Consider the following 11,613-nt stretch of genomic DNA (forward strand, 5'->3'; position numbering starts at 1 on the left):
AGACCAGTTTAACGAAAAGTGCAGGGAGTGTCGGCACGCAAACAGGCAGCCGCGACGCGACTGCCTGTTAACCGATGGAAGTATAACAGAAATTCTTTACCAGATCTTGACCCGTTCCTCCGCTGGTAAATACATGTTATCGCCTGGCTGCACATCAAAAGCCTGGTAAAACTCCGGCATATTCGGCAGCACACCAATCACCCGGTAGTATGGCGGTGAATGTGGCCCGGTACTTAATTGGCGACGCAACGCCTCTTCACGGTAGTTGGAGCGCCAGATTTGCGCCCAACCGATAAAGAAACGCTGCAAGCCGGTAAAACCATCCAGCACCGGCGCTTCTTCGCCACCAAGCGACAGCTTGTAGGCGCGAAGCGCTACGGTCATGCCGCCCAGATCGCCGATGTTCTCACCCAAAGCAACATCGCCATCGACAAAAACGCCCGGGAAAGGCTCAAACTGACTGTACTGAGCACTTAAACGAGCACCGAGTTGCTGGAAGCGCTCTAAATCTTCGGCGGTCCACCAGTCACGCAGATTGCCATCACCGTCGTACTTGGCGCCCTGATCGTCAAAGCCATGGCCAATTTCATGGCCAATCACCGCGCCAATACCACCGTAATTGACCGCATCATCGGCATTCATATCAAAGAAAGGCGGCTGCAAAATAGCGGCCGGAAAGACGATTTCATTCATCACTGGGTTGTAGTAGGCATTGACGGTTTGCGGCGTCATAAACCACTCGTGACGCTGAATGGGCCCGCCCAGCTTGCCAACCATCTCATCGTAGCCGCGATGGCTGGCACGGATACTGTTGCCAACCAAATCATCGGCTTTAATGACCAGCTCCGAGTAATCCTGCCACTTATCCGGGTAACCAATTTTGGTGGTAAAGGTGCTGAGCTTTTCCAGTGCTGCCACTTTGGTTGCTTCCGACATCCACTCCAGCTCTTTAATCGACTCGCCAAAGGCCAGCAGCACATTATCGACCAACTCTTCCATTCGCGCTTTGGCGGCTTCGTTAAAGTGGCGCTCCACATACAACTGCCCCACCAGCTCACCCAACACGGAGTTGGTGGTATCCACTGCACGACGCCAGCGTGGTTGCTGCTCTTCGACCCCTTGCAGCGTCTGGCTGTAAAAAGCGAAACGACGATCGGCCACGGTTTCGCTCAGCTGCGGTGCAAAACTGTGAATGGTACGGTAGGTCAGATACGCTTGCCAGGTGCTAAGATCAGTGCTGCTCACCAGTTCAGCCAGCCCCTCGAAATAGGATGGCTGAGCCACAATCACATCCTGCTCCGCCGGTAAGCCAAAAGCTGCGGCATACGCTTGCCAGTCAAAAGCACCCATTAAGGATTTCAATTCATCGGCTGATTTTTTGTTGTAGGTTTTATCGGCATTGCGGCTGTCTAACCTGGTCCAGTGGTGACCGGCCAGTGCATGCTCCAATGCCAGGATCTGCTCTGCCGCAGCAGGCGCATCGGCAAAACCGGCCAGTGCCAGCATATCGGCGACGTACTCCTGGTAAGCCGCTTTTAGGCGCAGAGAATCCTCGTCTTCGTTAAAGTAATAATCCCGATCCGGCAGACCTAAACCGCCCTGAAACAAATAAACGGCGTATTGGGTCGACTCACGGGCATCATTGTTGACGTACCAGCCAAATAAACCAGCCACGCCATCACGCTGCAGCTCAGCTTTTAAGCCGGCCAGCTGCGCGCTGGACTCCAGTGCCGCAATTTTATCCAGCAAAGGCTGGATTGGTTGAATGCCCAAAGTATTTAGATGATTTTGGTCCATAAAGCTGTTGTAGAAGCTGGCCAGCTTGTGCTCGTTGGAGCCTTCAACCAAATCAGTGCGGGATGCCACGGCTTCAATGATATCCAGCACTGCCTGCTGGGCTTGCTGGTGCAAGATATCAAAAGAGCCGATGCGCGAGCGATCAGCCGGGATGGGGTTGTTCTCAATCCATTTGCCATTGACGGCGTAGTAAAAGTCGTCCTGAAAACGCACACTGCTATCAAAATTCTCCAGCTCCACCCCCGAAGTTAGCGCTGCTTGCGCAGGTACCGCAGCACGTTGCTGCTCGCCAACCGGCGAACGGTTGCTGTCACAGCCAGCCAAACCTAACGCCAAAGCGACGCTGAAAGCCAATACACTGAGTTTTTTCATTGTTATAAATCCTGTCAAGGTCGAGGTTGCGTCTAAGCATAGTACGAAGCTGGGCGCAGAAGCGCAAAAAAGTTTTGTAACAAAAGCTGACAAGCCAGTTACCTGTCTGGCAGCATTGCCTGACAGGCTTTGCTCCGCTACAGTGTCTTTCTAACAATAACAAAGCATACGTTGCACCATCGTTGAGAACCTAACTATCATGAATCAACCACTCTCGGCCTTGCCAAGGCCTACCCCACTGCACCGCTGGCTGGTGTTGCTGTTTGTTAGTCTGGCCATGTTTGGCAACTATTATGTCTACGACTCGCTCGGTCCGGTGATTGATCTGCTGCAAAGTGATCTCGGCTTTAGTAACCAGCAAACCGGCTTTTTGATTTCCATCTACAACCTGGGGGCCATTGTTGCGCTGTTGATTGGCGGCATTATCATCGACCGTTATGGCACCAAGCGCGCCTTGTTGCTGTTTGCCAGCATCTGTTTGCTGGGTGCCGTAGTGACAGCGCTAAGCCCTCGTTATGAAATCATGGCCAGTGGCCGCTTGCTGCTTGGACTTGGTTCCGAGCCGCTGATTGTAGCGGCTACTACGGTGCTGGCCAAATGGTTTAAAGGCAAAGAGCTGAGCTTTGCTTTTGGTATCAATTTATCGCTGTCACGCTTAGGCTCTGCCTCGGCCGATTGGTCGACCAACTTCGCCAGTCCACTTTATAGCAACTGGCAGGATCCCTTATGGCTTGCTACCGCCTTTGCCGGTATTTCGGTGGCCGCCGCCATGCTGTACTGGCTGCAGGAAAAGCGCTGCGAAGGTCGTTTTAATTTGGGCGTTACCGAAAAAACGGACCAATTAAAATTTAAAGAATTGTTTTTCTTTGGTCAGCGTTACTGGTACATAGTGGCACTGTGCGTGGTGTTTTATTCCACCATTTTTCCGTTCCGTACCTTTGCTATTATGTATTTTCAGGAAGCGCACGGCATGGCACGCGAAGCCGCCGGTATGCTCAATAGCATGATGATGGTATCGGCCATTATCGCCACGCCTCTATTTGGCTTGCTGATTGATAAAGTAGGCCGGCGAGGTCTCTTTATGACGTTGGGTTGTCTGATGATGCTGCCGCTGTTTCTGGCCGTCACTTACCTGCCAGCCGGTGCACCGGTGATGGTGTTTGGCAGTGCCATTCCACTGACCTTGTTGCTGGTGATGCTGCTGCTTGGCTGTGTATTCTCGCTGGTACCAGCGGCGATGTGGCCTTCCGTTGCCTATACCGTCGATCAGCGCCGCTTAGGCACCGCTTATGCCACCATGACGCTGTGCCAGCAAATTGGCTGGTCCATTGTACCGCCGGTGATTGGTTATCTGAACGATCTGAATCAGGCCAGTGCTGACAATGTGGCAGGCTATGCGCCTGGCATGTGGTTCTACACCGGCCTGGCCGTCACCGGTCTGGTATTTGCGCTGTTGTTATGGCGTCATGAAAACAAACCGATGGCAGAGCCAGGCCATCACAAGGAAACCGCCGCCGAGCATCAGCATCCGGGCTAAAGGGGATAAAATAATCAGCACGCCCTAGAAACCATTCAGTACCAAAGCGGCCAGCAAGCCCAGCAGGCCGCCAAAGAAACCACCCCACACCACCAGCCAGCCCAGATGCTCTTTGATCATCTGCTGCAGCATCTGCTTGACCAGTTGTGGGGTGAGTTCATCCAGCCTGGCCTCGACGATGGTTTCAATGTGCTGTTGAATTTGCTGCATCTGCTCTGGCCGCTCCAGCTGCAGTAAGACTTGCTGCTGGAAATCATCGGAGTCGGCAATCTCGGTCAGAGCAGCTTTCAGTTCCGAAATAAAAGGCTCGCGCAGTGGCAGCAGCACCTTTTTACCACCCACCATCATCAGCATCGAGCCAAAGGACGACTCTTCCACAACTTTTAACAGCGCATCAAAAGCCGGATCCAGCTCCACCTGCTCGATGACCGGGCCAAGCTCCAGCTTCATCGGCTCACCGTATTCATTGTGCTGATGCAAAAAGCGATCGATGTTGTCGCTGCTGAAAAACTGCGTCATCAACAGCTGTTGCAAACTTTGCTTTAATTGCTCAAAACGGGCCGGGATCACGCCAGAGCCATACAAACCCGGTACTTTTTCAAACAACATGTGCACGGCCAACCAGTTGGTCAGGCCGCCGGATAAAGCAAACAAGCCGGTGGTCAGCAACCAGGGCTGGGCCAGAGTAAAACCTGCGATGGTCAATGCCAGCGCCACGCCATTGGTCAACACACTTTTATTCATCAATGACTCCTAAGATAAAAAATACACGACTACGGACGCTGATCCTGCCAGCGCCCCCACTGGTAATACAGCCACTGGCCTAGCCGGCGCCAGGGCGCAAACGGAAAGGCAGGCAATGGCCGCTGATAACAGGGCAGGTTCGGGATGGATTGTCCCATCGCCTGCTCGGCCAGCCTTTGTCCGGCCAGGGCAGAAAACGACAAGCCACTGCCGCAATAACCGGCGGCGTAACTTACCCCGGCATAGCAGCTGTCCTTCGGCGCCTGATACAGATGCGGCATGTCGTCCAGCGAGACGGCCACCCAGCCGCTCCATTGATGATCGATGCCAATACCGTTAAGTGCCGGAAAACTGCGGCACATCGCTGCCAGCAAAGCTTGTTGATAACGTGGTTTATCGGCATCACGCCCTTGAATGGCCCCGCGACCACCGAACAGCAAACGACCATCGGGCAGTAAGCGGTAGTAATATTTGAGCGCCCGGGTATCCATCACAATGGGCTGGTCACGAAAACCACAAGCGTTTCGCTCAGCCGCCGTTAGCGGCCGGGTAACAATAATGCTGCTTTGTACCGGCAGTATGCGCCCATTGAGCAGTGGATGAAAATCTTTCGGGGTATAGCCATTGGTGGCAATCAGCACTTTTTTAGCCGTCACCGAGCCCTCGGGAGTCTGCAGCCGGTGCAGGCCTTGCAACGTCTGCCACCCCAGCACTGGCGAGCCGCCATAGATGGTAGCACCTGCCTGCTCTGCCAGCCGGCTGTAACCAAGCGCCAGTTGCAGCGGGTTTAACCCAAAGCAGTCCGGGTCCAGCAAGGCACCACAGGCCTGCTGATCGGCCAGATGCGCCTGCTGCAACTCAGCCTGGCTCAGATACTGCAGCTGCTCACCAAAGTACTGATTCAGCAGCTGTTGCTGCTGTTCAAACAAGGGTAAAAAGCGTGGCTGATGCGCCAGCTTGTAGTAACCTGGCGACTGAGCCTGACAATCGATAGCGCCCTGCTGGCAAAGGGTGGCCACCTGCTCAAAGGCCTGCCGGTATTCCCGGTAGCAGGCCTGGGCGGTTTCAAGGCCAAAGCGCTCAGTGAGCTGCACCGCCCCAAGCCGGCCGGTGCCTTTTAGCACAAAGCCCGCGTTACGACCGCTGCAGCCCCAGCCGGGCTGGTGCGCTTCGAGCACCACCACCTGCTGCGAAAAACGCTCGGCCAGGACCCGGGCAGCATTTAAGCCGGTATAGCCGGCCCCTATCACCACCACATCGGCCGTACAGTTTTGCTGTAAGGCCGGACAACTGGCCCTATCCTGCCCCAGCTCTGCCCAGTAAGATGCTGGATAAGGGGCATTGCAGCCGGGATTTTTATCCCGCAAGGGATCGTACATGACTGCTTAGCCAGCAAACCAGGTTAAGAAAATCACCAGGCCAATGCCCAGTGCCAGCCGGTACATCACAAAGGGCAACATGCCCATCCGGCTAATGATTTTTAAGAACAAGTGAATGCACACCAGCGCACTGAAAAACGACAGCAGCATGCCCATGCCAAGCGCAGGAATGTCGTATATTTGCGGGTTTTTAATTAATTTGCTGGTTTGGTAGAGCCCAATCAGCACAATAATCGGAATCGACATTAAAAACGAAAAACGGGCGGCACTGGCGCGATCCAGCCCCATCATCAGGCCGGCCGTCATGGTAATGCCAGAGCGTGAGGTTCCCGGAATTAACGACACCGCCTGTGCCACCCCAATCACCAGCACCTGACGCCAGCTTATATGCATGACATCGGTTTGCTGTTTGGCGGTGCGATCGGCGTACCAAAGCAAGCTACCAAAAATCAGCGTGGTGCAGGCAATCACCCAGGGCGAGCGCAACACGGTTTCAATCAGGCCGGAAAACAGCAAGCCGGCCAGGCCTGCCGGTATGGTGGCCACAATCAGCATCCAGCCCAAAGTGCCATAGGTACTGTGCTGACCGCGTAAGGAGTTGAACCAACCCAGCAAAATCTGTCCGACATCGCGACGAAAGTACAGCACCACCGCCGCCAAAGTGCCGACATGCACTGCCACATCAAAGGCCACACCTTGATCCTCCCAGCCTAAAATGGCTGAAGGCAGGATCAAATGAGCAGAAGAAGAAATAGGAAGAAATTCAGTAATACCCTGAATAATGGATAAAATAAGGATTTCGATGGTACTCACTTAGTCTTCACTCCATGAAAAAGGCACCGTCCACAACTTTTGCTGCTTCGGGTAGTCTTGCCATAATTGGCGATACGTCAGGCCACTGGGCGGATGGATTTGCTCCGGCACCAGCTCAGCCAACGGCCAGAGTACAAAGGCATTTTTGGTTATTTCATCACGTGGAAGTTCAATCGGCTGTTGGCAAACCTGCTGATCGTAAGTCAGCAAGTCCAAATCCAGCGTCCGGCCGGAAAAGCGAGCCACATTGCGCTTACGGCCATGACGATCTTCAATCTGTTTAAAAAGCTCAACGCAGGCTTCAATCGATAAATCGGTGTTGGCGCCAACCACCAGATTGTAAAAGGGTTCACCGTCAAAGCCGACGGCTTCGCTTTCGTACACTGAAGATATCTGCAGGGCACCAAAAGCTTGCCTGAGCTCACGGATCGCTACCCGAATATGCTTTTCCCGCTCGATATTGCTGCCAATGCTGATCAGAATAAAGGCCATCAACCAGCCTCCCGCACAATGCGCACACCAACGGTTTCAGCAGTCGGCACAGCACCAGGCTTGCTCACGCTGACCTGCACCCGACAGGTCTTAAAATTCTGCAACAACAAAGCGGCTACTCGCTCTGCGACGGTTTCTATCAGCTCTATGGGTTCGCGCTGCACCAGCTCGGTCACCTCGGTCGCAATCACACTGTAATCCAGCGCCTGGCGGATATCGTCGCTGGCGGCGGCCTGACGGGTATCGCACTGCAGCTCCAAATCCAGCTCCAGCCGCTGCTGAATGGATTTTTCCCATTCGTACACACCAATCACCGTATCGATGCACAACTTTTTAATAAAAACAGTATCCATCAGTTCATTCCGCAGCAGGTTCAGGGTAAGATGAAGACAGAAGCCAATTGGGTAGATAGCCGCCACCTTAAGATCAGGCGAGGCCGATCTTATCGTAAAAAGCCAGGCTGAGGAACCGCATTGATGACACCTATGATCCTGACACTTATGTTGCTGGCATATCTGCTGGGATCCATCTCATCGGCGGTGCTGATTAGCAAGCTGTTCCGGCTGCCTGATCCCAGGACCACTGGCTCCAACAACCCTGGTGCTACCAATGTGCTGCGCACCGGCGGCAAACTGCCGGCAGCGCTGGTATTGCTGTTTGATATCCTAAAAGGGACAATTCCGGTCTGGGGCTCCTACTTTTTAGGCGTAGAACCCTTTTACCTTGGCCTGATTGGCATTTGCGCCTGCCTTGGCCACATTTATCCACTGTTTTTTGGCTTCAAAGGCGGTAAAGCCGTCGCAACGGCGCTTGGCACCATGATGCCGATAGGGCTGGATTTGACCGGCCTTTTGCTGGCCAGTTGGGTGCTGGTGCTGGCCATCACTGGCTATTCGTCGCTGGCAGCCATTATTACGGTGGGCTTAGCGCCGGTATTTACCTGGTTTATCAAGCCGATGTATACCCTGCCGGTGCTGATGCTCAGCTTGCTGATCATTGCCCGCCACCACCAAAACATTGCCCGGCTGCTGCGTGGCAACGAAAGCCGGGTCTGGGATAAAGATAAAAATCTTAAAGAATAATCGTTAGATGGGTGACAACTGTTCCATCGGCCAGCGTGGCTGTACAGCAATTGCCAGATCCTGCTGTTGCCCTGCCACCAGACGCTGATGGCCGGCAAAGGCAATCATGGCGCCATTGTCGGTGCAGAATTCTTTGCGTGGATAAAACACCTGGCCACCGCGCTGTTGCAACAGCACGGCTAATTGTTGACGCAGTGAGGTATTGGCGCTGACCCCGCCCGCTACCACCAGACGGTTCAGACCAGTTTGTTGCAAAGCCCGCTCGCACTTCGCTACCAAAGTATCTACCACTGCTTGCTGAAATGACGCGGCAATATCGGCTCTGGCCTGATCATCGGTACCAGCTTTGGCAATGACATTAGCAGCAGCGGTTTTCAGGCCACTGAAGCTAAAATCCAACCCAGGCCTGTCCAGCATCGGCCGCGGGAAGCGATGCGCTGTCGGGTTGCCTGCAGTGGCCATCTTCGCCAGCAAAGGCCCGCCGGGGTAATCCAGCCCCATCAATTTGGCCGTTTTATCAAAGGCTTCACCAGCGGCATCATCAATCGACTCGCCCAAAAGCTGGTACTGACCAATGCCGGCTACCGCCACCAACTGGGTATGGCCACCGGAGACCAGCAGCGCCAGAAAAGGAAAGGCCGGCGGATTGGCTTCCAGCATCGGTGCCAGCAGATGCCCTTCCATATGATGCACCCCTATGGCCGGCTTTTGCCAGGCCAACGCCAGGCTACGACCAATAGCAGCACCTACCAACAAAGCACCTGCCAGGCCTGGTCCTGCGGTGTAAGCCACGCCATCGATATCGGCAGCGCTGCTGCTGGCTTCTTTTAACGCGGCCCGGATTAACGGCAGGGTTTTACGCACATGATCGCGCGATGCCAGCTCCGGCACCACACCACCGTAATCAGCGTGCAGCTTCACCTGGCTGTACAGCTGATGGCTGAGTAAGCCCAGCTCACTGTCGTAAATCGCTATGCCTGTTTCGTCACAGGATGTCTCAATTCCCAGTACCCGCATCGTTTCCTCCTGCCCTAAAACCCGCGAATTGTACTGGGATCCAGGATAAATCACCAGCGATCCACAGAATCCCTTTACAAGGCCCCCGGCTTTTGAGTAAAATACGGCACCATTTTTAATCGTATTGGTCGCTGACTGACCAGATAAACCGAGGTGAGAATTTAATGCCTGTTGTTAAAGTAAAAGAAAACGAACCCTTTGACGTAGCTTTGCGTCGTTTCAAGCGCTCTTGTGAAAAAGCTGGCATCCTGGCTGATGTGCGCGCGAAAGAATTCTACGAAAAGCCGACCTGGATTCGTAAGCGTAAGAAAGCTGCTGCGGTAAAACGCCACGCGAAAAAGCTTTCTCGCGAAAACGCTCGTCGCATCCGTCTGTACTAATCAGTACGAAAGACGTCACAGCGACGGCTGCGTTTCATTGCCTGGCAGGCAGCAGCTGTTCCCAAACAGCTTTTGATTGCATTGAAACGCCCCCTGCTTTCTGGCTGCAATTACGCAGCAGAGTCAGGAACTAGCATATGCTGACCACACCGTGCTTCCAGGCACGGTTTGTCTTTTTCTGAGCAAAGTGAAACTATCCAGTGGCCGGACAAATCCCGCGACAGTTCATTGATGATTTACTGGCTCGAACCGACATCGTCGAGTTGATCGATCAGCGCGTTCCTTTGAAGAAAAAAGGCCGGAATCATTCTGCTTGCTGCCCTTTCCACAACGAGAAAACACCGTCTTTTACCGTTAGCCAGGATAAACAGTTTTATCACTGTTTCGGCTGTGGCGCCCATGGCAACGCCATCACTTTTTTGATGGAGTACGAGCAACTGGAATTTCCGGAAGCCATCGAAGAACTGGCGGCGATGCACCATCTGGAAGTGCCTCGCGAAGGCGGTGGCCCAGCCAGGCCCAGTGGCCAGGCGGATGATTATACCTTAATGCAAAAAGCCAGCACCTTGTGGCAGCAGCAGTTGCAACAAGGCCCGGCCAGCGCACAGGCGCAAGCCTACATAAAACACCGGGGTTTAAGCGCTGCCACCGTGCAAAAATTTGGCATTGGGGTGGCACCAGATAGCTGGGATTTTCTGCTGCGTCAGCTTGGCACAGATAAAAAAATCCGCGATCAGTTGTTTGAGCTCAAGCTGACCAATCGCAATGAACAAGGCCGCGAGTACGATTTTTTTCGCAACCGCTTGATGTTTCCCATCCGCGATCGCCGTGGCCGGGTCATTGCCTTTGGTGGCCGGGTGTTTGACGATGGCACGCCCAAATACCTGAACTCGCCGGAAACTCGTTTATTTCACAAAGGCCGCGAACTGTATGGGTTTTATGAGGCTCGCCAGCAGCAGGAACGGTTGGAACAGGTACTGGTGGTCGAAGGCTACATGGATGTGGTAGCGCTGTCAGAGCAAGGCATCGACTTTGCCGTCGCCAGCCTGGGCACCGCCACCACCAGCGAGCATATGCAAACCTTGTTTCGCTATTGCCGCTCTGTGGTCTGCTGTTACGATGGTGACCGGGCTGGTCGCGATGCAGCCTGGCGCGCTCTGCAAAATGCTTTGCCGCAATTAAAAGATGGCGTGGAGCTTAAATTTGTATTTTTACCGGATGGCGAAGATCCGGATAGCATGGTGCAACAAGAAGGCAAAGACACCTTTTTGCAGCGCATAGCCGCTGCCGATAGCTTGCAACATTATTTCTTTGAGTACCTGTTGGCACAACACGATGCAGGCTCCGATGCCGGCAAATCGGCTTTGCTGGCTGAGGGAAAAGCCTTGATTGGCCAGATCCCAAGCGAATTTTACCGTGAACAGTTAAGCGACAAACTGCACAGCCTGATTGGTAAACCAAAAGGCGAAAAGCCTGCCCCGGGCAAAGGCAGCGCCGCCCGCTCTATGCCGAAGGCTCAAAGCATGACGCCGATGCGCCGCGCCATTGCCCTGCTGCTGCAGTACCCGACACTGGCCAATAGCATTCCTCAGGCGAAAGAACTGGCTGGTGCCAACTTAGCTGGCATGGAATTATTGCTGGCCTTGCAGCACAAAATCTTAGCGGCACCTGGCATCCGCACGGCTCAATTGCTGGAGCATTGGCGTGATAGCCAGGAATATCCGATACTGAATAAACTGGCGATGTGGGATCCACAGCTGGAACCAGAGCAAGTCGAACCAGAATTTATCGATACCTTCGGCGCCATTGAAGATCAATACCTGCAACAACGGTTGGAAGCGCTCGAGCGCACCGCCAAGCTGCAAAAATTAACCCCTGTCGAACAACAGGAATACGTATTGCTGCTAACAGCACTAAAAAGCAGAAAACCGCGATCGGCACCAAGCTAATTGCTGGCTAGAAATGCCGCAGTTTGTTATAATTGCCAGTTCGCAATTCGT

The 11,613-nt window shown here is 53.8% G+C and carries 11 protein-coding genes; 4 read left to right on the forward strand and 7 right to left on the reverse strand.

The window, feature by feature from the left end:
* Positions 1 to 96: 96 nt before the first annotated feature.
* The gene (locus BLW37_RS01650) at positions 97 to 2,169 is read right to left on the reverse strand and encodes a M13 family metallopeptidase (RefSeq protein WP_091338484.1); all 2,073 of its coding nucleotides are present in this window, start codon (positions 2,167 to 2,169) and stop codon (positions 97 to 99) included.
* Between the two features lie 199 nt (positions 2,170 to 2,368).
* Between BLW37_RS01650 and BLW37_RS01655 the strand changes: the two genes are divergently transcribed.
* Positions 2,369 to 3,706 carry an MFS transporter gene (locus tag BLW37_RS01655; protein ID WP_091338486.1) on the forward strand — a complete coding sequence of 446 codons (1,338 nt, stop codon included), beginning with the start codon at positions 2,369 to 2,371 and terminating at the stop codon, positions 3,704 to 3,706.
* A 24-nt stretch (positions 3,707 to 3,730) separates the two neighbouring features.
* Here BLW37_RS01655 and BLW37_RS01660 read toward each other — a convergent pair whose 3' ends face one another.
* Genes BLW37_RS01660 through folB form a run of 5 tightly spaced genes read right to left on the reverse strand, consistent with a single transcriptional unit; the run spans position 3,731 to position 7,487 of the window.
* Entirely contained in the window at positions 3,731 to 4,450 is a 720-nt protein-coding gene (locus tag BLW37_RS01660; protein ID WP_091338487.1) for a DUF445 domain-containing protein, read from the reverse strand.
* 29 nt (positions 4,451 to 4,479) lie between these two features.
* Positions 4,480 to 5,829 carry an NAD(P)/FAD-dependent oxidoreductase gene (locus BLW37_RS01665; protein WP_091338489.1) on the reverse strand — a complete coding sequence of 450 codons (1,350 nt, stop codon included), beginning with the start codon at positions 5,827 to 5,829 and terminating at the stop codon, positions 4,480 to 4,482.
* Positions 5,830 to 5,835: 6 nt separating this feature from the next.
* On the reverse strand, positions 5,836 to 6,642 hold the full coding sequence (locus tag BLW37_RS01670; protein ID WP_091338491.1) for an undecaprenyl-diphosphate phosphatase: 807 nt from the start codon (positions 6,640 to 6,642) through the stop codon (positions 5,836 to 5,838).
* Positions 6,643 to 7,134 (reverse strand): 2-amino-4-hydroxy-6-hydroxymethyldihydropteridine diphosphokinase, encoded by a 492-nt coding sequence (gene folK, locus BLW37_RS01675; RefSeq protein WP_091338493.1) that lies wholly within the window; start codon positions 7,132 to 7,134, stop codon positions 6,643 to 6,645.
* Positions 7,134 to 7,487: a dihydroneopterin aldolase gene (folB, locus tag BLW37_RS01680; RefSeq protein ID WP_091339552.1), complete on the reverse strand. Its 354-nt coding sequence runs from the start codon at positions 7,485 to 7,487 to the stop codon at positions 7,134 to 7,136. The genes folK and folB overlap by 1 nt, the downstream gene beginning before the upstream one ends.
* Positions 7,488 to 7,610: 123 nt before the next feature.
* Between folB and plsY the strand changes: the two genes are divergently transcribed.
* Positions 7,611 to 8,216, forward strand: a complete 606-nt coding sequence (gene plsY / locus BLW37_RS01685; protein WP_091338495.1) for a glycerol-3-phosphate 1-O-acyltransferase PlsY — start codon at positions 7,611 to 7,613, stop codon at positions 8,214 to 8,216.
* Between the two features lie 3 nt (positions 8,217 to 8,219).
* Here plsY and tsaD read toward each other — a convergent pair whose 3' ends face one another.
* Positions 8,220 to 9,233, reverse strand: a complete 1,014-nt coding sequence (tsaD, locus tag BLW37_RS01690) for a tRNA (adenosine(37)-N6)-threonylcarbamoyltransferase complex transferase subunit TsaD (protein WP_091338498.1) — start codon at positions 9,231 to 9,233, stop codon at positions 8,220 to 8,222.
* Between the two features lie 164 nt (positions 9,234 to 9,397).
* Here tsaD and rpsU point away from each other — a divergent pair, with 164 nt between their 5' ends.
* Positions 9,398 to 9,613: a 30S ribosomal protein S21 gene (gene rpsU / locus BLW37_RS01695; protein WP_091338499.1), complete on the forward strand. Its 216-nt coding sequence runs from the start codon at positions 9,398 to 9,400 to the stop codon at positions 9,611 to 9,613.
* A 200-nt stretch (positions 9,614 to 9,813) separates the two neighbouring features.
* A complete protein-coding gene (gene dnaG / locus BLW37_RS01700; protein ID WP_091338501.1) occupies positions 9,814 to 11,562 on the forward strand; it encodes a DNA primase in 1,749 nt (582 codons plus the stop codon).
* Positions 11,563 to 11,613: the final 51 nt, after the last annotated feature.

Origin of the sequence: Alkalimonas amylolytica, assembly GCF_900107845.1 — a bacterium.
Lineage (GTDB): Bacteria > Pseudomonadota > Gammaproteobacteria > Enterobacterales > Alteromonadaceae > Alkalimonas > Alkalimonas amylolytica.

Excerpts from the sequence above, each read along its gene's own strand:
- folB (WP_091339552.1), bottom strand. The coding sequence starts at position 7,487 with ATGGATACTGTTTTTATTAAAAAGTTGTGCATCGATACGGTGATTGGT.
- BLW37_RS01650 (WP_091338484.1), bottom strand. The coding sequence starts at position 2,169 with ATGAAAAAACTCAGTGTATTGGCTTTCAGCGTCGCTTTGGCGTTAGGT.
- plsY (WP_091338495.1), top strand. The coding sequence starts at position 7,611 with ATGACACCTATGATCCTGACACTTATGTTGCTGGCATATCTGCTGGGA.
- BLW37_RS01655 (WP_091338486.1), top strand. The coding sequence starts at position 2,369 with ATGAATCAACCACTCTCGGCCTTGCCAAGGCCTACCCCACTGCACCGC.
- BLW37_RS01665 (WP_091338489.1), bottom strand. The coding sequence starts at position 5,829 with ATGTACGATCCCTTGCGGGATAAAAATCCCGGCTGCAATGCCCCTTAT.
- BLW37_RS01660 (WP_091338487.1), bottom strand. The coding sequence starts at position 4,450 with ATGAATAAAAGTGTGTTGACCAATGGCGTGGCGCTGGCATTGACCATC.
- rpsU (WP_091338499.1), top strand. The coding sequence starts at position 9,398 with ATGCCTGTTGTTAAAGTAAAAGAAAACGAACCCTTTGACGTAGCTTTG.
- tsaD (WP_091338498.1), bottom strand. The coding sequence starts at position 9,233 with ATGCGGGTACTGGGAATTGAGACATCCTGTGACGAAACAGGCATAGCG.
- folK (WP_091338493.1), bottom strand. The coding sequence starts at position 7,134 with ATGGCCTTTATTCTGATCAGCATTGGCAGCAATATCGAGCGGGAAAAG.